Origin of the sequence: Kiloniella sp. (assembly GCF_965205715.1) — a bacterium.
Classification (GTDB): domain Bacteria; phylum Pseudomonadota; class Alphaproteobacteria; order Kiloniellales; family Kiloniellaceae; genus Kiloniella.
The window spans coordinates 146,825-166,814 of sequence record NZ_CBDBHW010000012.1; the positions used below are offsets into that span (position 1 = coordinate 146,825).

The following is a 19,990-nucleotide window of genomic DNA, read 5'->3' on the forward strand; positions in this document are numbered from 1 at the left end:
CCTTAAAGGGGGCTGGCGATTGTCAGCCCTTTTTTATTGCCTAGATCCGGAAAGATAGCTCGTTATGGATTGATTGAGTGAAGAGCTGAGGGTTGGCGGTGTAATGACGTCTATTTGGTGAGATGTGCGATTGCCAGATTCCGTAAATTCGCCAATCTCATCACCAAAGCATAGCTTTCCCTCTTTGAAGTCTCTTGTTTGGTTTTCGCCGTTCTCTGCCATGCCTTGAAATGTTAGGCGTTGAGGCAGATGTCCTTTTTTTATCAAGAGCCAATAGAAAAGAAGCGATTTGTCACTATCACCAGGCAATCCCAGGCGTTTAATTTCAATAATGTGGACAGTATCATTTGAAAGATGAAACAGAGTTTTGAAATTGAGAGAGCTCAAGAGGTCGGTCCGTTCAGATGGTGTCGTTTTTAAAGTGGGAAGCGAGCCAGAAATTCTGTTTCACCCCTTTTCGAGAACTCAACAACGCGGACTTCGTTTAGCCGTCGGGCCCAGCCTTTGTCGTAAATATAATCCAGCAATGCTGTTCCAAGTGATCCCGCAAGATGGCTCCGCCGAGCACTCCAGTCCAGACATGATTTGCATAGGGGGCGGCGAGAGTTTCTTAAAGCATCAACTTCAATGCCGAGAGTTGATATATATTCTTGGCCAGTGTCAGTCAGAGTTACCTCTTCTTCATTTTCAATAAGGTAGCCTCTGGCAATTAGGCTGTCGTACATTTGCACGCCAAATTCACCAGCAAGGTGATTGTAGCAAACCCGTGCTTTCCTCAGTTCTGGTGCTTTAGGGCCTGTTCTTGTTCGAATATGGCCCTTTTTTGCAGCAAGCCCCATCATGTTTTCGATCAAAGCTGCGACGTCTTCATCGGCTAGATTGAAATAGCGATGGCGCCCTTGTTTCCGCTGCCGAATTAGGCCGCCGGCTTCCATTTTTTTGAGATGGGCGCTGGTCGTTTGGAGTGTGATATTGGCGATTTCTGCAAGCTCGCTGGGGGTAAGTGCCTTGCCGCTTATCAGGGCAGACAGCATATTCGAGCGCGCTGGGTCGCCAATGAGAGAGCCCAGTAGGGCTATGTCTGGTCCTTCTTTCATACTTAGATATTAAACGAAGTGTCCTTGGTAAGCAAAGAAATTTAAAATGATGTGGTTTAAAAACCAATATCGTCTTTATCCAGACACTTTTATAGGGCAAAGCTGATCTTCCTTATAAAACAAAATGTTCTGGTGCTTTGTCTCGTGGTCTGTGTTCTTTTTGATATCCGTATTTTCCGAGGTTTTCTCGTAAGGCTACCAGCGTTATAGTCGGGCTAATGAGAAAGCTTCACCATCTTCCACTCGATTCTGGCTGTCGTAAAATCCGTATGTTATTGCGGGAAAAGAAGCTGGAATGCGAACTGTACGCCGAAAAAGTCTGGGAACGCCGGGACGAGTTTTTAAAACTCAATCCAGCGGGAGAGGTCCCCGTGTTGGTGGAATCTGACGGGACCTGCATAACCGGTGGAGCTCAGGTAATCTCAGAGTATTTGGAAGAAGCTTATCCTGAGAATACCTTACTCGGGGAAGATCCTCTGTCGCGGGCCGAGGTACGCCGGATCGTCGCCTGGTTTGATGATAAATTCAGGCGTGAAGTAACCACAAACCTGGTGGAAGAAAAAATGCTCAAGCGTTTCCTTGGTTTGGGGGAACCAAATTCTCAGGCCATTCGTGCAGGGCATGCCAATATTCACTATCATCTGGATTATATTGCCTGGCTAACCGATCGTCGAACCTGGCTCGCAGGGGATGACTTCTCTCTGGCAGATATTACTGCGGCATCGCATATTTCATCTCTTGATTATATGGGTGATGTTCCCTGGAAAGATCACGTTGGTGCCAAGGATTGGTATGCACGAGTGAAGTCACGTCCGTGTATGCGGGGTGTTCTTACCGACCTGATTCCTGGCGTGCCACCACCGAAGCATTATGCCGATCTTGATTTTTAAGTGAGGTTATTCGGCTGAAGCTCTACTCGATCTTAACGTCTAGTTTTTCGAGATTACGCTGAGCTGCATCCGCTGCTGGTGTACCCAGTGCGACATTTACGATCCGCAGCCAGTCTTCTCGTGCTCCTATATCGTCACCGCTGATTCGTTTGAGAATGCCTCGCTCTAAAAGTGCTTCAAGATTATCAGGGTTTAATTCTAAAGCCATGTCTATATCGGCTTTGGCGCCGAGATCATCCCCAAGATAGCGTTTGGCTGTTGCCCGCAAGGTGATGATGTCGTCACGCTCATTATCTAAGCTGTGAGCTACTTCCAGGTCGATGAGGGCTTCGTCAAATCGCCCTAGCTCGGCAAGGATTTCAGCTCTGTCGATATAATAATCTGTACCATCGGGATAGAGGGTTATCGCGGTGCTTTGTACGGCGAAGGCACGTTCCAAGTCACCGTGGTCATACCAGGCGCGCCCGGCTTGATGAAGCAGCTGTGAGCGAAGCTCAATGTTGTCCGTTTTCATCGCGTCGGCGAGTTTTTCCAGACGAGTTGCTGCGGCGTCATATATTTTTAGGGCGTAAAGCGCTTGGGTCGCGCAATGTTCTGCCGGGAACCCGCCACCTTGAGAAGCCCAGGACAGAGCAGATTCAAAAGCTGCATCAGGGCGCCGTTCTACCAACTTAATACAAGCAATGTATTGCTCTTCGTGGTTTATCGGCTTCTTTTTTCCCGAAGCCTCAACGCTATGGGAAAGGCTGCCCGCGATAATGAGTGAAAGCAGGGTGGTGGGTAATATTTGTTTTTTAATCATTGCGGCATTTGGACCATAAAAAGTGTTCTTGGCAAGCTTTGCTTTCTTGTTGTGTTGTGGACCCTATATAAGGAATTAGGCAATTTCGAGATCGAGGGGCGCATGACGCAAATTTCTAACCATCTTTTCTGTTTTGGGCTGGGTTATTCCGCTCTGGTTTTTGCACGTCGACTAAAAGCGCAGGGGTGGATTGTATCAGGTACAGTGCGACCTGATACAGAAAAAGACCGTGGTAAGATGGAAGCTCTTCAGGCCGAGGGCTTCAGGATTTATCCCTTTGATAGAGGTTCTCCTCTTGTTAATCCAGGCGCAGCTTTGGAGGGAGTTACTCACATCGTAACTTCCGTACCACCAGGAAAAGAAGGAGATGCTGTTTTAGATCATCACGCCGCTGATATTGCGGCATGTGGTAGCTTGAATTGGTTGTCCTACTTATCTACCACCGGGGTTTATGGTAACCGGGATGGTGGCCTGGTTCGAGAAGAGGATGAACTCAATCCTTCTAGCCCGAGAAGCGAGCAGCGGGCTTTTGCAGAGCGAAGATGGCTTGATCTCTTTGAAGACTCTCAGGTTCCTGTACATATTTTTCGGTTAGCAGGAATATATGGGCCAAGCAGAAGTCCTCTGGATTCACTCCGATCTGGTCGAGTAAAACAACGCATTCAAAAGCCCGGTCATATTTTTAGCCGTATTCATGTTGAGGATATTGCGAATGTCCTCATGGCTTCATTGGAAAAACCAAATCCTGGTCGAATTTATAATGTGTGTGACAATGCTCCTGAGGAGCCTTGGAGGGTAACGACCTTTGCAAGTGAGCTTTTGGGCGTTGACCCTCCGCCGTTGGTATCCTTTGAAGAGGCCGATATGAGCCCGATGGCACGGACCTTTTGGCTTGATAATAAAAGAGTTGATAACCAACGTATTACTCAAGAACTGGGAGTTGAGCTTCGTTATCCAGATTATCAAGCCGGCTTAAAAAGCCTTCTCTAATCATGAGTTAAAGAAGGCCTTTGCTCTGCTCTAACCCAGTTGTTCTTCGAGACTGCGTGTGCGATCAGTTACAACATCACCTGTGTGAGCGGTTGCAACGGGTTCTACGAGCATAATCCAGCACTCTTCTTCTGCTACTGGATTATGCATAACGCCTTTGGGCACGACATGCATATCCCCTTCGTTCAACGTGAGGGTTTTGTCTTGATACTGCATCTGTAAGCTACCCTTGATAATATAGAATAGCTCGTCTTCATTATCGTGTTTATGCCAGACAAATTCGTTCTGAATTTTGGCAACTTTCACGTATTGATCGTTTACCCGGGCAAGAATTTTCGGCGACCACTGGTCACTCAACTCGTCCAAGGCTTTTGGTAAATTAACAACATTACGGTCAGTCATTGGTGTTCCAATTTAAGCTATGTGTATGAGTGGTGCGCAATTAAAGCAGCCACCTGAAGAGGCCAAAGGCGATCATTCCGACTACGATGGTCGTCAGGAGATCCTTTCGGATGAGACCGACGACCACAGTAACGCAGGCAGCGAGCAAGGACGCGTTCTGCAAATTGAATTCAATCCCGTTGCCATTGGGAATAAGAACTGCTGGAACGATAATGGCTGTTAAAACGGCAGGCGGGACGAAGTTGAGGCCTGCTTTTGCCCAGCTCGGAAAAGTGAAGTGACCCGCAGAGGCGAGTAAAACATAACGAATGCCAAAGGTAACAAAGGCCATGCCTGCAATCATAAGGGCTTCAGTCATGATTTTTTCTTCCGGCTAACGAGGTGGTAGGAAAGGCCTACGGCCAGGGCTGATAATGCGGAAACCATAAGTCCGAGTTTGTGCGGCATGTCAGCGGTGCCCAGGGACATTGCACCGGCTACTAAAACACAAGCCATCATCGGCCTCGTATTTAAGTAAGGCAGAACCATACCGATAAAGGTTGCTGACATAGCAAAATCGAGACCCCAATTGCTCATGCCAGGTACCAGTTCGCCCAGGGTGATGCCTATAATAGTGCAGAGTATCCAGTTGCCATACATGGTGCTAAAGGAGCCCAGGTAGAACCATTGAACTGATTTCAGGCGCCAGGCATCGTCAGACTTCCTGATCTTGTCGGCGATCGTGGCAAAACTCTCATCTGTGAGGCCAAAGGCAATGAGGGCACGCCAGGGGGCGGAGAGGTGCTTGACGTCATCAACAATGGCTGCGGAGTAAAGCAAGTGGCGTAAGTTTACGATAAAAGTCGTCGCGATAATGATCAGTGGCCCTGTACCCGCAGCTAGCAACCCAAGAGCAATAAACTGGGAAGAGCCTGCAAAAACAAATATAGACATCGCAATTGCAGCAATCGGTGATAGTCCGCTTTGGTCGGCAAGAGTTCCAAATATAATACCGAAAGGAATAGCGCCCACGACCATAGGGATCGTTGCTCTGGACCCTGCAAAGATCTCTTTCAGGATTTCTTTACTTGGCAGCTTTTGATTGTCGCTTACAATTGTACCCATTGTGGGGCAGTTATCCGGTTGCTGGAGATTATTCATTATTCGTACTCATAGTGTTACTGTCATATAGATGTTTGCGCGTTTGTAGTCCGATTTCCCATTGGGATGAGGCACTTCGCAAAACCCTAACTTTCGATACAGTTTTTGCGCATTAACAAGTTTGCGATTGCTTTCCAAAAAGACTTTTTTTGCCCCTAAACGGCGGGCTTCGTTAAGGGCTGCAACGATCAGTCGACGCCCAATGCCTCTGGACTGGGCCGGAGGTGTTACACCAACTTTGGAAATTTCATAAAGATCATCTGTAACCCTGGCGAGAGCACAGGTGCCTACAGGGGTTCCCCCGCAAAGGCCGAAGAAGATTGTGCCTCCACGTGAAAGGTAGTAACCCCCGGGATTATCAAGGGAATCTTTGTCCCATTCTTCCTGGAGATTTAAGAAATAGTAATCCAACCATTCTTTGTTTAATTCTTTGAATGATGCGGCATACTTTGGATCCCAATTGATGATTTCAATATTTCCTGACAGATATGGATCTGCCAGGTTGTTGAGAACTCTTTGACTGAGCGGGGCATCCTCATTCAGCTTCTCGAGATTGAGAAGTTGGTTGAGTAGATTTCCAGGCTCGGTATCTGACAACATACCGTCGAGGGAGCGTTTGATTTCATCCCAGATCGGAATGAGCTTTGGCAATGCATGTTTTGCCTGATCAGATAAGGTCAATAACTGGGTACGTTCATCTTTTGGAGATGGCTTTTTCTCAATCCATCCTTCTTCAACCATCTTTCGAGCCATTTTACTGATTGCCGGATGGCTTACACCAGTCGCTGAGGCGCAATCAGACACTGAAACAGCTCCCTCTTTATACAGGAGGTAGAAGAGTGGGAAGTAACCGGCCTGAATGGTCAGACCTGTTTTCTCATAGATAATGTTGACCTCATTAAAAAGGGTATCGCTCAAACGTTTTAGGCGACTACCTAATGTGAGGCTTCCGAGGGAGGCGAGAAAATTCATAATAAACCTATTACGTAACTGGTTACATAATATTCTATCAAAAACACCTTTCTTAGAAAAGAAGAAAAAGCAGCCGCGATAATCTGGACTGCTTTAGGGGAGTGTGTAGAAGAGGTTGAGCCTTGCTTAGCAACTGATCTCTTTAATGATTTTTCTAAGTCGCTGGAGGTCGTGGGGTTCGGATAAACGGTGGTCACCGTTCTTAACCAGCGTGACTTCAACGTCATCAGCCCGTACCGAATCGACAATGCGAGGTACGATATCCCACGGCACATCTACGTCTTTCATGCCTTGAATTAATCTTACTGGGCAATCAATCGGCTGTTGTTTGCCTAGTAAGAGGTGCTGGCGACCTTCTTCTATTAAATTAAGGGTAATGGCATAGGGCTCGTCGCCGTATTCACTCGGTTCGTAATAAACACCTTCACTTAGGAGGGTATCTTTTATTTCTTCGGAAAAGATATCCCACATAAGATCCTGGGTGAAGTCAGGCGCAGCAGCGATCCCAACAAGTGCTTTGCTACGTTCTGGCCGCTTAAGAGCGGTATTGAACATAATCCACCCACCCATGGAAGACCCGACCAAAACTTGGGGGCCGGAGGTCAATTCATCGATCACAGCGAGAGCATCTTCGGTCCAGCGGCCAATTGTTCCATCAGTGAACTTGCCAGATGACTGTCCATGCCCCATATAGTCAAAACGAACAAAACTTTGATTGTTATTGATTGCGAACTCTTCCAGAGCTGTTGCTTTTGACCCTGTCATGTCGGACATATAGCCACCAAGAAAGACGATGCCAGGTAAATCCTTGTCGCCTTCTGTCTTGATATAGGCTATACGCTCCCCATCAGGGCGTTCGATAAATGCTGGAAGTTGTGCAGATTGACCTGTATCACTATTGGACGCTGTATCGCTATTGGGCATAAAAAAATAGGACTCCTGAAGTAACCGAAATATGACTGATAGTACTTACCTTAACACCATGATATCTGAAGCCGCTACCCCGGTGCTTCCTTCTCTTGTAAAAGCTGATGGCACGCCGATAACTGTGCTCCAGGTCGTTCCCGCTATGGATTCTGGCGGTGTAGAACGCGGAACACTTGATATGGCGAAAGCCATTATCGAAGCTGGTGGCAAAGCCATAGTCGCTTCAAAGGGCGGGCAGCTTGTTGCTCGGCTAAAGATTGCTGGTGCTGAGCACGTTGAACTCCCTGCTCACTCGAAAAATCCTTGGACCATGTGGCGTAACACGGGGCGGTTGGCAAAGCTGATTAAAGAACGCGGTGTTGATATTGTACACGCCAGATCGCGGGCTCCTGCAAGGCCGGCACATCGCGCGGCTCGTAAAACTGGTGTGCCTTTTGTGACAACGGTTCACGCGCCTTACAACATACACAATCGCTTTAAGCGTTATTACAATTCGATAATGACCAAGGGCGACATTGTTATCTCTATTTCAGAGTTTGTGTCGAGTTACATCAAAACAAACTATCAGGTTGATGAAGGTAAAATCCGCATTGTCCATCGTGGTATGGATACGGATAGCTTTAGCCCGCACACCGTAAGTGCTGTTCGGGTTATCAAGCTTTCGAACAGCTGGCGCTTACCGGATGGTGTGCCGTTGATCATGTTGCCTGGTCGCCTCACACGCTGGAAAGGTCAGACTGTCCTTTTAGAAGCTTTAACCCACTTGCGAGATCTGGATTTATGCTGTGCGCTGGTTGGTTCAGATCAGGGGCGTAAGGGGTACCGCGACGAGCTTGAGAAAATGATCGTGGATTTGGATCTTGTCGGACGTGCATTTATTATGGACGACTGTGACGACATGCCATCAGCCTATATGCTTTCTGATGTGGTCGTTTCTGCTTCGACAGATCCTGAAGGATTTGGACGAGTGGTCAGTGAGGGACAAGCCATGGGCCGTCCGGTAGTTGCAAGTGACCACGGTGGGGCCAAAGAACAACTGCTTCCAAATGAAACAGGTTTTCTTTTTGAAAATGGCGATGCTGAGAGTTGTGCCCGAGCGATTCGCAGAGCTTTGGGACTAAATGCGCGGGAGAGAGAAATTCTCTCACTCAAAGGTCAGGAGCGTGTGCAGCAACTCTTTACAAAGAAGCTAATGTGCGCAAAGACCGTGGGCGTTTATCACGAATTGGTAAATGCCAAAAAGCCAAATTAAGCCACCATCCTGCTCGCGTTGATATCTTTAGTTAATATCATGCAAACAGGGTGTGCTTAACTCTATTCAAAATGGTTTGCTAGCTACTCAACTGGCTAAAGTTGGTGATCGCATTTTGATAGGCAAAAATGGCGGGGTTTCCACCGGTGTGAATGAAGAGAACCTTTGAGCCCTGGGGGATCCTGTTTCTTCGAACCTGTTCAAATAAGCCGGCCATTGTCCTGCCACTATATACCGGATCGAGGATGAGCGCTTCTTGCTGTGCTGACTTATCTATAGCTTCTTGCACGGCTTTATTCATCTTGCCGTAGCCAGGGGCGAGCACAGCGTCTGAAATCTCGATATCACTCTCTTTGATCAGGCCGGAGCGGCCTATCATGTCTTCTATCTCTTTAGCGCGCTGGGCAATCCTTGCGATCTGACTGGGACGGCCCCGTCTGACGCAAATGCCGATAATGGGAATATTCCAGCCAATTGCTCTGGCGCCGACCAGAAATCCAGCGTGGGTTAATCCGCTTCCAGAGGGAATGACAACATAATCAGGTTCGTTCCCTGCTTGTTTTACCTGTTCCCATGTTTCTTCGGCAGCTCTGACATAGCCTAAGCCTCCGAGTGGTAGAGAGTTTAGTCCGAGATGGATGACATAGGGCCGACGACCATTTTTTCTCAGTACATCGGCGCGATCATCCAAGGCCTTGTCAGCACCAGCTTCATCCTCCCCCTCAGGAAAATATGATATTTCTGCACCGAGAAGATTGTTGAGAAATATATTTCCTGAACTACGATAAAGGGCGTCGTCACTGGGCACCCGTTCTTCAAGCTGAACATGGGCTTGCCAGCCAAGCTTGCAAGCGGCAGCTGCAGTTAATCGAACAAAGTTAGATTGCAATGCACCAGTGATCAGGACGGTATCTGCATTTTGTTCCACGCCGGGACCCAGGTAGTATTCGAGTTGCCTAACTTTATTGCCCCCAAAGACAAGACCATTGCAGTCATCCCTTTTTGCCCAGAGCTTTATACCGAGCTCTTTTCCCAATTGCGGCAGATGATCAATTGGCGTTGGGCCATGCCCGAGAGGGACTCTCTTATGATGAGAAAGCTCAGGAATGAGTTCTTCCGGTGAAGGGGAGTTGAGTAATGTCATTAGACAGGTCCTCTGGCTGAGCCAATTGAAGTAATATATCACAGGATCAAAACGTTACGACAAGCTCTTGTTCATATAAAGTCTTTAGTTGAGTGTATGAATTGTTCTGACCATTTCAAAACTAAGACATCGTAATCATAAGAAAAATTGAGAAATTCTTTCTTTTAATTAAAATAACCTAATGAATTGTGGTCGAGTTTTAAGGAAATAGGCGTGTCAGCACGGATAACACACAAACAACTTGAAGCCTTTCATACTGTGGTTGATCTTGGCTCTGTCAAAGCTGCAGGGGAATATCTCAATGTGACCCAGCCTGCAATTAGTCACCTTCTCAGAACTCTAGAGGAGGGCGTCGGTTTTAAGTTGTTTGAAAGGTTGGGGCGATCCCTGGAGTTGACGGTAAATGGGCGCCGATTTTTCGAAGAAGCCAGACTTTCTATAAAAGCAGTCTCGGATATCGAGCAAAAAGCTGAAGCCATTAGGCAAGGCAAGGTTGGTCATATTCGTATTGCTGCTCTGCCTGCTTATGCGGATGGAGAGGTTGCATCTGTTGTTGGCGGCTTCATGGCTGAGCACAAAGGCATTTTTGTCGAAATAGAGTCGTTTGGCATGACACAAGTGATTGAGTTGGTTGCTTCTGGGCAATTTGATCTTGGCATTGTTGCCTTGCCTGTTCGCAACCCATCACTGAGGGTTTACCCGTGGAAAAAATCTCCTGTAATTTGCGCAGTACCTCAAGGGCACGAATTTGTTTCTTTGAAACGAATTGATCTTGATGATTTGAATGGCCAGGATTTTATCTCAATCGGTTCTGGAAGCCCTTTTCGTTATCAGGCTATGGAGCTTTTTAGGCAACGCTCAATCGAGCCCAACTTCGTTGCAGAGGTCCGAACTCAGAGAATAGCTCTACGCCTTGTGGAAGAAGGAGCGGGGCTGTCTTTGATGGATGAAGGTATTGCGCGTGAAAGCAACGCAGCTCGCGTTGTTAGAGTGCCCATTGAACCTGAAATGACATGGGAGTTTTGCTTTGTGACGGCGCGTTACCGTAAGTCTTCACCTGTTCTTATTGAACTTCTCAATTTTTTTCAAATGAGAAACGAATCAAACTAGGTAAGTTGAAGAAGAAATCCTGTTTAAAGCCACAATGTTGTATATTCGTCAAAGATTGGTAGATTCCTAGGGCCTTTGCTTGACAGGACAAGGAATCCTTTTACATTGCTGAAACTCTACAAGATTAAATATTCCTAAGTTGATAGAACTATAACCGAGAACGATTTCCAATGGTCACAATTACATTGCCTGACGAAAGTCAGCGCAAATATGATGGTCCTGTAACAGGACATGAGGTAGCAGAATCTATTGGCCCGCGTTTGGCCAAAGATGCTTTAGCTGTGGTGGTAAACGGTGAGTTGAGAGACACAACCTATACCATTACCACGGATGCGACCTTAGAAATTGTGACCCGGAAACACCCTGCTGCTCTGGACTTGCTGCGCCATGATTGTGCGCATGTGATGGCTGAAGCCGTTCAGGAGCTTTATCCTGAGACACAGGTTACTTTTGGTCCTGCGACTGAAGTTGGTTTTTATTACGATTTTGCCCGTGATGAGCCTTTCTCTGTTAATGATCTGGAACAAATTGAAGCCAAAATGCATGAAATCATCGCGCGCGATGAGGCTTTCGTTTGTGAAATTTGGGACCGTGCAAAAGCTAAAGAACTCTTTGCTTCTAAAGGCGAAAAGTACAAAGCCGAGCATGTTGATAACATTCCGGGCGATGAAGATCTTACGATTTACCGCCAAGGTGACTGGCTCGATTTATGCCGTGGGCCACACGCGCCTTCGACCGGTAGAATTGGCAAGGGCTTTAAGTTGATGAAAGTCTCTGGTGCTTATTGGCGCGGGGATAAAGACAACGATCAGCTTCAACGTATTTATGGTACCTGCTGGCTTGATGAAAAACAGCTGAAAAAATATCTTCAGATGTTGGAGGAAGCCGAAAAGCGTGACCACCGCCGCCTGGGTAAAGAGCTTGGGCTCTTCCATATGCAGGAAGAAGCTGCGGGGTCCGTATTTTGGCATCCAAAAGGCTGGGCGCTTTATCGCTCACTCGAAGAATACATGAGAAAGCGTCTTGAAGTTGGCGGATATCAGGAAGTTAAGACCCCTCAGCTAATTGATCGCGCATTGTGGGAAGCTTCCGGGCACTGGGAGAAATTCCGGGAAGATATGTTCGTTGCCACATCTGAAGATGATCGAACACTTGCGGTCAAGCCGATGAACTGTCCTGGTCACGTTCAGATCTTCAAACAAGGACAAACCAGTTATCGCGACCTTCCGTTACGTATGGCCGAGTTTGGCGCTTGTCACAGAAATGAACCATCAGGGGCTTTGCATGGTTTGATGCGTGTACGCGCATTTACTCAGGATGATGCTCATATCTTCTGTACCGAGGGGCAAATTAATAGCGAAACTGTTGTTTTTTGTGATCTCCTGAAAACGGTATACAAAGATCTTGGGTTTGATGAGATTGTCGTAAAGTTTTCTGATCGACCAGAAAGACGTGCTGGTACAGATGAGTCCTGGGATAAAGCTGAAGCCGCTTTGAGAGAAGCTGTCGAAGAAGCCGGTCTTGAATACACGATGAACCCAGGCGAAGGTGCTTTCTACGGGCCAAAACTTGAGTTTGTCCTCAAGGATGCTATCGGTCGTGACTGGCAGTGTGGTACATTGCAGGTAGATGTTGTTCTACCGGAACGGTTGGATGCTTCGTACATTGGTGAAGACGATAAACGACATCGTCCTGTTATGCTGCACCGTGCGATTTTGGGTTCGTTCGAACGTTTCCTCGCAATTTTGATCGAACAGCATGCTGGTAAGTTCCCATTGTGGATGTCTCCGCAACAAGTCGTTGTTGCATCGATCACGACAGATGCAAATGATTATGCTGAGGAAGTACGTGATAAGCTAAAAGCTGCGGGACTCCGAGTGCAAGCTGATTTGCGTAATGAGAAAATTAACTATAAGATCCGCGAGCATAGCCTTAGTAAAACACCTGTTATTGCTGTGGTTGGTCGCCGAGAGGCAGAGGAAGGGAAAGTTGCTCTGCGTCGGTTGGGCGGTAAGAATCAAGAAATTATGTCTTTGGAAGAAGCACTTAGCTCTTTGACTGAAGAAGCAAAGTCACCTGCTGAAAAGTAAGTGATAAAATTAAATTTTCGGGTTGCCGACTGGTACGGGTTATTGGCATTATGCGCCACACGAAAGTGTTATGCGTAAACGCAATATAAACGGTTGGTATTTTAGGGTAACAGCCTGTTGCAGACAAAAGCCTGCAATTTTGGGATAACGGAAAAAACGGGAGCACGACAATAGCACGCGCACCAATGACGACACCCCCGCGCATCGACGGTCCGCGGGTAAACGAACGAATTACAGTCAACTCTGTACGTCTGGTAGATGCAGACGGTGAACAGGTTGGCGTTGTGCCAACACGGGATGCTCAGAAACGTGCATTCGACGCTGGTCTTGATCTTGTAGAGGTTTCTCCGAATGCGGAGCCACCTGTTTGTAAGATTATGGATTATGGCCGTTTTCGTTTTGAAACGCAGAAAAAGAAAAATGAAGCTCGCAAGAAGCAAAAAATTGTTGAGCTCAAAGAACTTAAGGTTCGCCCAAATATCGATACTCACGATTATGACGTGAAAATGCGGGCCGCTCAGAAGTTCATTTCCGCTGGTGACAAGGTGAAAGTGACTATGCGCTTTCGCGGACGTGAGATTACGCACCAAGAGGTTGGCCTCGAAGTCCTTAAGCGGATTGAGACTGATCTGATTGAAGTCGCAAAGACAGAGTTGCGACCCAAGATGGAAGGCCGCCAAATGATTATGATTTTGGCGCCGAAGTAGGCTCTACTGAATACGATAAAAAAGCCGCTCTGAAATAGGGCGGCTTTTTTTGTGTCTGCAATTTATCGGTCTGATCTATAGGGGGTATAGGTATGGAGAAAGCATCCGTAATTGTCATCGGCGGTGGTATCCTTGGGACTTCCGTTGCGTATCATCTGGCAAGCCAGGGCCATAAAGACGTCCTTTTGTTAGAGCGGCGGGACCTTGCAACGGCCTCATCTTCTCAGGCCGCAGGGTTGATGTTTCAGGTATCTTCAAAGCCAGCAGTGGACCAGTTGTCCCGTCGTACATTCAATGTCTTTCCTGAACTTGAAGCTATCACGGGTGAGGCTTTGGATTTCAAATCGGTTGGCACTCTTCGACTTGCGGAGGGGGACGAGCACCGTGAGAGCCTGACCAACCTATATACGCGTGCTCGTGAAGAAGGGCTGCGGGCAAATAAGGTCGACGAGCTTTGGCGTAAGGATCATCTTCCATGGCTGAGAACAGCTAGGGATGCTCTTGCGGTCTTCTTCCCGGATGAAGGCTATATTGATCCTTATCGACTGACATCTGCCTATGCAAAAGCTGCGAGAAGCTATGGCGCCAAAATTAAAACGGGGACTTCTGTTTTATCTATAAAGCAGGATAAAGGAGCTATCGTTGGGGTAGATACCAACGAGGGTACCATTCTGTGTGATAAGGTGGTCGTTGCGGGAGGGTCTTGGTCAAACCAGTTGACGATGCCGTTAGGTGTCGCATTGCCTATGATACCTACACGTAGTCATTTTTGGATTGCTGCGCCGGACAAGAACTTTTCCGACAATCAGCCAATGCTGGTTCACGCTGATGCTGGGGCTTACACGCGACCAGAAGTGGGTGGTCTCTTGCTTGGTGTACAAGAAGAAAGATCGCGGACGTTTGATTTTCGCAGGCTTCCAGAAGATATTCTTTCTTTTGCTGTCACGGAAGAGGGGACAGAATGGGATGCTCTCATCGAGGCCGAAAGCAGAGTGTCATCCTTTTTTCCAGGGCTTGAGAACGCACGTTTCGAAAGTTACATGGCTGGCCTGTCTGCCTATACGCCTGACGGGCATTTTATTTTAGGGCAGGCAGATCCTGTTTCAGGGCTTTACGTTGCCGCTGGATGTTGTGGATCGGGGGTGATGGCTTCTGGCGGGATTGGCGAAGCTCTCGCTGAAGTCGTGATTACCGGTCGCTCAAATTATGATCTCAGTGCTTTTGCCCCCCAAAGGTTTGGCGCTATCGATCCCGTTTCTGAGGACTTTCAAAACCAGTGTGCCAAGGCACGGGCAAGAAAATCGAAGTGATTTATATTTTGCGATCATAGTTTTTAAAAATGAAGAGGCCGGAAAATCCGGCCTCTTTTATTCTAGCTTTCTTTCGTTTTCCACAGTCGTTTGTTGATGGCTTCACGCATAGTTTGGAAGCTTACATAAAGTGTTGGAATGAAAAGTATTCCAATTGAAGTTGCTGCAACCATGCCACCAAATACGACAAAGCCTACGGCAACGCGACTGGCAGCACCTGCACCACTGGCGAAGATTAATGGTAAGACGCCTAGGATGAATGATAGGGCAGTCATCATCACGGCCCTAAATCTCAAGCTTGCAGCCTCAAGCGCGGCGTCATGAATGCTCAGACCTGCTTCACGCCGTTCTTTCGCAAACTCAACAATCAGAATAGCACTCTTGCTTGCGAGACCGATGAGCATGACCATTCCAATCTGGGCATAGAGATTGTTGTCGAGAAAAGGAAACAATGTCATTGGGACAAGAGCACCAAATACAGCAATAGCCACAGAAGTTATAACAGACAGTGGCACGCTCCAGCTTTCATATTGCGCGACCAGAAAGAGGTAGGCGAAAGTTAGGGCAAGAGAGAAAATTATGAGGATATAACCACCGGCGTCCTGCTCTTGTTTTGAGGTCCCTGTCCATTCTATCCCGTAGCCTTCGGGAAGGGCTTGTTTGGCTGCCCGTTCAAGTGCTGCGATCGCATCACCTGTGCTGTAACCAGTAGCCGGAGAGGCCGTGAAGGAAGCCGTTTTAAACTGATTGTATCGCGTAACCGATAGGGGGCCGAGTATCGGTTTGATCTCTATCAGTGTGCGTAGCGGAACCATGTCGCCGTTTGAATTTCTGACATGGAGACGTTCAATGTCTTTGATGCCTTCCCTGTATTTGGCCTCGGCCTGAATTTGTACGCGATAGACTTTACCAAAAAGGTTGAAGTCGTTGATGTAAGAGGAGCCGAGGTTTGCTTGCAAGGTTGAGAAAATATCAGAGATTTGAATACCAAGAACCTGTGCTTTTTCTCTATCAACTTCGAGAAACAACTGGGGAATGTTAGCTGAATAGGTGCTAAATGCGTTGCTTAGTTCTGGCTGCTGGTTTGCGCTAAAAGAAAGGCTTCGTACTGCAGCTGCAAGTTCTTGAGGAGATCGGCCGAGATAATCCTGTACTTGAGCTTCCACGCCACCACTTGTTCCCAATCCTGATATGGGAGGCAAGGGGAATGCAAAAGCTTCCGCAGAGGCAAGGCTTGCAAGTTTGCCATTAAGTCGTCTTAGAATTCTATACCACTGGAGTTCTGGGGCCGTTCGTTCATCCCAATCGCTCAAAATAGGAATAAGGAGTGAGGAGTTGGAAGCTGCGCCGGAAAGTATACTGAAGCCTGCAACTGAAATGACGTCTGTTACGGCTTCTTCTTGTAACAACATCTCCGTGACTTGGGCCGTGACATTGTTGGTTCTGTCAAGTGAGGCGCCGTCAGGGAGTTGAACGTTCGCAAAAAACACACCCTTGTCTTCCATGGGAAGAAAGCCTGTTGGAACGGTCGTGAACATATAGCCTGTCGCGGCAATGAATATAGCAAACACGGCAACGGATAATAGTGTGCGGCGGATCATAAGTGCTGCTACGCGGGTGTATCCATTGCGCGTTTTGTCGACCAAGTTTGCAAAAAACTTAAGAGGTCCTCTTGGTTCAGCCGTACTTGGTTTTAAGAGGAGACCGCATAAAGCCGGTGAGAGTGTTAGAGCGTTGACCGAAGACAGGATCACTGCGGCGCAAATGGTTATAGAGAACTGTTTGTAGAGTTCTCCAGTAATGCCGGGCATAAAGGATACCGGGACAAAAATTGCAACAAGAACAAGGGTTGTCGCAACTACAGGTCCTGTGACTTCCTTCATTGCCTGACGCGTTGAATCTTTCGCGCTTTGGCCCGTCTCTTTCATAATCCTTTGAACATTTTCAACGACGATAATGCTGTCATCCACCACGATCCCGATTGCCAGAATGATGGCAAAAAGAGTGATCATGTTAATGCTGAAGCCCATAAGATAGAGGATGCCAAAGGTACCGATAAGGGAAACGGGGATGGCGAGTGTGGGAATAAGTGTCGAACGCCAATCGCTCAGGAAGAAGAAAGTCACCGCGACTACAAGACTAAAAGTGATCATCAAGGTTTCGACAACTTCTTTAACAGAAGCTCGAACCGAGTTGGTTGTGTCGTAGAGTATCTTGTATTCGACGCCTTGAGGGAAGCTGTCTGACAGGCGGTTGAGTTCCGCATAAATGCCATCGGCAACATCCAGTGCGTTTGCCCCAGGAGATTGATAGACGGCTATGGCTGCGGATGGTTTGTTGTTTAGCTTGGATGTGGAGGAATAGCTTTGTGACCCAAGTTCGATGCGAGCGACGTCCTTCAGTTTAACAAAGGAACCGTGGCTCTTCTCCGCTTTGTTGAGTAGATTTAGGATTTCAAATAGAGCATAGATTGATTATCTGGAATGGATGATTGTCTAATTTTGAGTTTGAAGTATTCGGTATCCTTGATGCCTCTGGCTCGCTTACGGATCATTCCTATACTGACATTACCAGCCTCTATCCTGGCGCTTGTGAGCTTGTGTTTGGCGTAGTTGCAGATGCCCACACAATGTTTCCGTAGGGATTTCGCGAACTTTTTTAGATAGAGCATCTGTGACTGATCTGCTATCAGGCACCAACGTTCCAGTTGCTCCGCCATCGCCTCAAATGAAGCGGCACTCCACAGCAGCTGAAGCTGTTCTTTCAAGACGTAAAGTGCATTCAGGTTGCTATTGCTCTCCAGCAACCTTTGCAGCTTGTCACTTTGTTTTTCACTCAACTTATCCGCATTTTTGAGCAACAGATAATGCGTCCCTTTCATCAACTCTTTACCACTTGGATCGGCCTTTCTGAACTCAAGTCGACGCTGATTATGGATAGCTTTGCTGTAGTTTTTCATGACGTGGAAACGGTCAAATACTATGTCGGCCAACGGCAAGGACTCTCTGACAGCCTTTTGGTAGGCAGGCCCCATATCCATCGCTACGGCCTTTATTTTGCAGGCTGTATCTGGTTGCAGTTGTTTCAAAAACCTTGAAAAAACCTCGGCAGTTCGGCCTGCTTCAACCCAGATCAGATGACCGCCAACCATATCGTAGACCACCGTCATGTAGTCATGACCTTTCGCCCGGGCAACTTCATCTACACCAATATATTCCAAGCCAGTTAGCTCTGCAGGATCAAGCGTAGGGAGAGTTTCAATAAGGTATGCCCTGTCGATATTCTTGACCGTTTCCCATCGTATATCCAAATGTCTGGAAACCGCTTGAATAGACATATGCCGACATAATCCACTGATCAGTCGGCAAAATCGGTGAGTGAAACGGCACCCTTTATCAACAAAATCACACCCCTCAATGCGGCGTTCGCCCTTGTTAATATAAACCTGCGCCAGCTCAATCTCGACCACACAAGGATACCCAAAAAGGGGGATGTCGTTTACTTGTCGGCGGACATGCTGGTTGATGCTTCCCTTCTGGCCTGTAGCAGGGTCTATAGCCCTCCTACGCGCGTCTCGGCTGCAGTGAATGACAATCTTAACACCGCCGTCATCCAGTTTAATTTCATTTACACGTTGCCCTTTGAGGCCTAAAATATGCTGCGAGATGTTGATTGTCATATACCTGCTCTATGTAAAGTTATCAGAAACCATACATATCAACAGGTTACTTGGAGGTCGGCATCTTTTTCTACTCAACAAAGCGGAGAAGAGCCGGAACCGTCTCTGTTGGCCCGGACGACAATTTGCTCGAATTCCGGGACGGATGTCAGGCGACCTTTTGCTTGTAAGGTATACTGAAATTGAGGCGTCCCTTCGAATGGAGGCGCTCCCAATTGCCCTGCTGTCGCCTGTATGTTTTGGCTTTCAATCGCATTTGAAATGTCCTTGGTCGTAAGCTCTAGCGCGGTCAGTTTGTCCGGGTCAAGCCAGATGCGCATACCGTAATCGAGGGCTCCAAACTGTGAAACACTTCCGACACCATTAATCCTGGCAAGTGCATCTTGAATGTTGATTGATGCGTAGTTACTGAGAAATAAGGAATCTTTACTTTCATCAGGGGAGACAAGGTTGATAACCAAAAGCATTGAGGTTGACTGCTTTTGAGTGATGACGCCTTGCCGTATGACATCTTGTGGCAAGGAGGAGTTGGCCGTTGCAACGCGATTTTGGACATTCACGGCCGCAATGTCAGGATCTGTACCAACCGCAAAGGTAATAGTTAGTTCGTAACTCCCATCGTTGCCACTGGTAGAGGACATGTACAGCATGTTGTCGACCCCATTGACCTTAGCTTCAATCGGGGAGGCAACAGATTGTTCGACAACGGTGGCATTCGCCCCTGGATAGCTTGTGGAAACTTTAACCTGGGGTGGGGCGATGTCAGGGTATTCTGCGATAGGCAGGGCATTAAGGGCGATGAGGCCGGCGAGTGATATAACAATGGATATAACCAATGCAAACTTCGGCCGATTGATGAAAAAAGCTGAGAACACGATCAGGCTCCTTCTTCAACCGGGTTGACCAGCATATCTGGTCTTACCTTTTGAATGCCCTGAACAATGAGGCGTTCTCCTTTCAGAAGGCCGTTTAGAATTACCCAGTCTGTTCCGATCTGGTCTCCAACTTGAATGCGACGGACTTCAACCTTGTTTGCGCGATTGACGACAAGGGCGAAATATCCTTGCTGATCTTTTTGTACCGATGCTTGAGGGATAACGAGGGCGCGTTGGGTTTTCTTGTCGCGAACCGTAACGCTTACGAATTGACCCGGAACCAGTATGCGATTGGGGTTGGCAAAAACGGCGCGGGTGAGGATTGTGTTGGTGTCTTGGTTGACCTCTGTGTTCAAAAAGCTAAATCGTCCTTCGAGGGGGTATGGTTTTCCATCAGAGAGGATGAGTGTTGGAATTACAGGGGCTTCTTTGGTCAATCCTTTGCGGCGTTCTGCCAGTATAATTTTATCGCTAACAGGCACGGTTACATAAATAGGATCCATACTTGTAATCGTAGCGAGTGGTTCGCTGTTGGAGTTTACAAGATTACCCACGCTATATTTTGATCGACTGATTTGTCCATCAATGGGGCTGTATATTTCG

At 47.5% G+C, this 19,990-nt stretch carries 20 protein-coding genes; 7 read left to right on the forward strand and 13 right to left on the reverse strand.

Annotation, left to right across the window (positions count from 1 at the left end; translation table 11 throughout):
- Nucleotides 1-33: 33 nt before the first annotated feature.
- Both ACOGW3_RS11030 and ACOGW3_RS11035 read right to left on the reverse strand, forming a co-directional pair.
- Entirely contained in the window at nt 34-387 is a 354-nt protein-coding gene (locus ACOGW3_RS11030; RefSeq protein WP_419903015.1) for a hypothetical protein, read from the reverse strand.
- Between the two features lie 29 nt (nt 388-416).
- Entirely contained in the window at nt 417-1,097 is a 681-nt protein-coding gene (locus ACOGW3_RS11035; RefSeq protein ID WP_419903016.1) for an ArsR/SmtB family transcription factor, read from the reverse strand.
- A gap of 218 nt (nt 1,098-1,315) precedes the next feature.
- Here ACOGW3_RS11035 and ACOGW3_RS11040 point away from each other — a divergent pair, with 218 nt between their 5' ends.
- Nucleotides 1,316-1,987, forward strand: a complete 672-nt coding sequence (locus ACOGW3_RS11040) for a glutathione S-transferase family protein (RefSeq protein WP_419903017.1) — start codon at nt 1,316-1,318, stop codon at nt 1,985-1,987.
- A gap of 22 nt (nt 1,988-2,009) precedes the next feature.
- Here the strand turns inward: ACOGW3_RS11040 and ACOGW3_RS11045 are convergent, their stop codons facing one another.
- Entirely contained in the window at nt 2,010-2,789 is a 780-nt protein-coding gene (locus ACOGW3_RS11045; RefSeq protein WP_419903018.1) for a tetratricopeptide repeat protein, read from the reverse strand.
- Between the two features lie 102 nt (nt 2,790-2,891).
- On the opposite strand from ACOGW3_RS11045, the gene ACOGW3_RS11050 reads away from it, so the two are divergent.
- Entirely contained in the window at nt 2,892-3,779 is an 888-nt protein-coding gene (locus ACOGW3_RS11050) for an SDR family oxidoreductase (protein ID WP_419903019.1), read from the forward strand.
- A 30-nt stretch (nt 3,780-3,809) separates the two neighbouring features.
- On the opposite strand, the gene ACOGW3_RS11055 is transcribed toward ACOGW3_RS11050, so the two are convergent.
- From ACOGW3_RS11055 to ACOGW3_RS11075, 5 genes are all read right to left on the reverse strand, one after another.
- Complete coding sequence (locus tag ACOGW3_RS11055; RefSeq protein WP_419903020.1) at nt 3,810-4,181, reverse strand: cupin domain-containing protein; 372 nt, start codon at nt 4,179-4,181, stop codon at nt 3,810-3,812.
- A 40-nt stretch (nt 4,182-4,221) separates the two neighbouring features.
- Nucleotides 4,222-4,539: an AzlD domain-containing protein gene (locus ACOGW3_RS11060; RefSeq protein ID WP_419903021.1), complete on the reverse strand. Its 318-nt coding sequence runs from the start codon at nt 4,537-4,539 to the stop codon at nt 4,222-4,224.
- Entirely contained in the window at nt 4,536-5,285 is a 750-nt protein-coding gene (locus tag ACOGW3_RS11065) for an AzlC family ABC transporter permease (protein ID WP_419903022.1), read from the reverse strand. The genes ACOGW3_RS11060 and ACOGW3_RS11065 overlap by 4 nt, the downstream gene beginning before the upstream one ends.
- Nucleotides 5,286-5,330: 45 nt before the next feature.
- On the reverse strand, nt 5,331-6,293 hold the full coding sequence (locus tag ACOGW3_RS11070) for a bifunctional helix-turn-helix transcriptional regulator/GNAT family N-acetyltransferase (protein WP_419903023.1): 963 nt from the start codon (nt 6,291-6,293) through the stop codon (nt 5,331-5,333).
- Nucleotides 6,294-6,419: 126 nt separating this feature from the next.
- On the reverse strand, nt 6,420-7,217 hold the full coding sequence (locus tag ACOGW3_RS11075) for an alpha/beta hydrolase family protein (RefSeq protein ID WP_419903024.1): 798 nt from the start codon (nt 7,215-7,217) through the stop codon (nt 6,420-6,422).
- A gap of 31 nt (nt 7,218-7,248) precedes the next feature.
- On the opposite strand from ACOGW3_RS11075, the gene ACOGW3_RS11080 reads away from it, so the two are divergent.
- Nucleotides 7,249-8,472: a glycosyltransferase family 4 protein gene (locus ACOGW3_RS11080; protein WP_419903025.1), complete on the forward strand. Its 1,224-nt coding sequence runs from the start codon at nt 7,249-7,251 to the stop codon at nt 8,470-8,472.
- Between the two features lie 79 nt (nt 8,473-8,551).
- On the opposite strand, the gene ACOGW3_RS11085 is transcribed toward ACOGW3_RS11080, so the two are convergent.
- Nucleotides 8,552-9,616 (reverse strand): D-cysteine desulfhydrase family protein, encoded by a 1,065-nt coding sequence (locus ACOGW3_RS11085; RefSeq protein WP_419903026.1) that lies wholly within the window; start codon nt 9,614-9,616, stop codon nt 8,552-8,554.
- A gap of 213 nt (nt 9,617-9,829) precedes the next feature.
- Between ACOGW3_RS11085 and ACOGW3_RS11090 the strand changes: the two genes are divergently transcribed.
- From ACOGW3_RS11090 to ACOGW3_RS11105, 4 genes are all read left to right on the forward strand, one after another.
- Complete coding sequence (locus ACOGW3_RS11090) at nt 9,830-10,726, forward strand: LysR family transcriptional regulator (RefSeq protein ID WP_419903027.1); 897 nt, start codon at nt 9,830-9,832, stop codon at nt 10,724-10,726.
- Nucleotides 10,727-10,896: 170 nt separating this feature from the next.
- Nucleotides 10,897-12,816, forward strand: coding sequence for a threonine--tRNA ligase (gene thrS / locus ACOGW3_RS11095; protein ID WP_419903028.1), 1,920 nt, complete (start codon nt 10,897-10,899; stop codon nt 12,814-12,816).
- Nucleotides 12,817-13,001: 185 nt separating this feature from the next.
- Complete coding sequence (gene infC / locus ACOGW3_RS11100) at nt 13,002-13,523, forward strand: translation initiation factor IF-3 (RefSeq protein ID WP_419903029.1); 522 nt, start codon at nt 13,002-13,004, stop codon at nt 13,521-13,523.
- Nucleotides 13,524-13,615: 92 nt separating this feature from the next.
- Nucleotides 13,616-14,833 (forward strand): NAD(P)/FAD-dependent oxidoreductase, encoded by a 1,218-nt coding sequence (locus ACOGW3_RS11105; RefSeq protein ID WP_419903030.1) that lies wholly within the window; start codon nt 13,616-13,618, stop codon nt 14,831-14,833.
- A gap of 62 nt (nt 14,834-14,895) precedes the next feature.
- Here ACOGW3_RS11105 and ACOGW3_RS11110 read toward each other — a convergent pair whose 3' ends face one another.
- The 4 genes from ACOGW3_RS11110 to ACOGW3_RS11125 all read right to left on the reverse strand — a co-directional run.
- Complete coding sequence (locus ACOGW3_RS11110; protein ID WP_419903037.1) at nt 14,896-17,304, reverse strand: efflux RND transporter permease subunit; 2,409 nt, start codon at nt 17,302-17,304, stop codon at nt 14,896-14,898.
- Complete coding sequence (locus tag ACOGW3_RS11115; protein WP_419901077.1) at nt 17,280-18,512, reverse strand: ISL3 family transposase; 1,233 nt, start codon at nt 18,510-18,512, stop codon at nt 17,280-17,282. The genes ACOGW3_RS11110 and ACOGW3_RS11115 overlap by 25 nt, the downstream gene beginning before the upstream one ends.
- Before the next feature lie 74 nt (nt 18,513-18,586).
- Complete coding sequence (locus ACOGW3_RS11120; protein ID WP_419903031.1) at nt 18,587-19,387, reverse strand: efflux RND transporter permease subunit; 801 nt, start codon at nt 19,385-19,387, stop codon at nt 18,587-18,589.
- 2 nt (nt 19,388-19,389) lie between these two features.
- A partial coding sequence (locus tag ACOGW3_RS11125) for an efflux RND transporter periplasmic adaptor subunit (protein WP_419903032.1) occupies nt 19,390-19,990 on the reverse strand: 601 nt, incomplete at its 5' end.

What these genes read in the sequence shown, in the direction of transcription:
- ACOGW3_RS11115 (WP_419901077.1), bottom strand. Translation starts at nt 18,512, where the DNA reads ATGACAATCAACATCTCGCAGCATATTTTAGGCCTCAAAGGGCAACGT.
- ACOGW3_RS11045 (WP_419903018.1), bottom strand. Translation starts at nt 2,789, where the DNA reads ATGATTAAAAAACAAATATTACCCACCACCCTGCTTTCACTCATTATC.
- ACOGW3_RS11040 (WP_419903017.1), top strand. Translation starts at nt 1,316, where the DNA reads ATGAGAAAGCTTCACCATCTTCCACTCGATTCTGGCTGTCGTAAAATC.
- ACOGW3_RS11075 (WP_419903024.1), bottom strand. Translation starts at nt 7,217, where the DNA reads ATGCCCAATAGCGATACAGCGTCCAATAGTGATACAGGTCAATCTGCA.
- ACOGW3_RS11070 (WP_419903023.1), bottom strand. Translation starts at nt 6,293, where the DNA reads ATGAATTTTCTCGCCTCCCTCGGAAGCCTCACATTAGGTAGTCGCCTA.
- ACOGW3_RS11055 (WP_419903020.1), bottom strand. Translation starts at nt 4,181, where the DNA reads ATGACTGACCGTAATGTTGTTAATTTACCAAAAGCCTTGGACGAGTTG.
- ACOGW3_RS11065 (WP_419903022.1), bottom strand. Translation starts at nt 5,285, where the DNA reads ATGGGTACAATTGTAAGCGACAATCAAAAGCTGCCAAGTAAAGAAATC.
- ACOGW3_RS11035 (WP_419903016.1), bottom strand. Translation starts at nt 1,097, where the DNA reads ATGAAAGAAGGACCAGACATAGCCCTACTGGGCTCTCTCATTGGCGAC.
- infC (WP_419903029.1), top strand. Translation starts at nt 13,002, where the DNA reads ATGACGACACCCCCGCGCATCGACGGTCCGCGGGTAAACGAACGAATT.
- ACOGW3_RS11050 (WP_419903019.1), top strand. Translation starts at nt 2,892, where the DNA reads ATGACGCAAATTTCTAACCATCTTTTCTGTTTTGGGCTGGGTTATTCC.
- ACOGW3_RS11105 (WP_419903030.1), top strand. Translation starts at nt 13,616, where the DNA reads ATGGAGAAAGCATCCGTAATTGTCATCGGCGGTGGTATCCTTGGGACT.
- ACOGW3_RS11060 (WP_419903021.1), bottom strand. Translation starts at nt 4,539, where the DNA reads ATGACTGAAGCCCTTATGATTGCAGGCATGGCCTTTGTTACCTTTGGC.
- ACOGW3_RS11080 (WP_419903025.1), top strand. Translation starts at nt 7,249, where the DNA reads ATGACTGATAGTACTTACCTTAACACCATGATATCTGAAGCCGCTACC.
- thrS (WP_419903028.1), top strand. Translation starts at nt 10,897, where the DNA reads ATGGTCACAATTACATTGCCTGACGAAAGTCAGCGCAAATATGATGGT.
- ACOGW3_RS11085 (WP_419903026.1), bottom strand. Translation starts at nt 9,616, where the DNA reads ATGACATTACTCAACTCCCCTTCACCGGAAGAACTCATTCCTGAGCTT.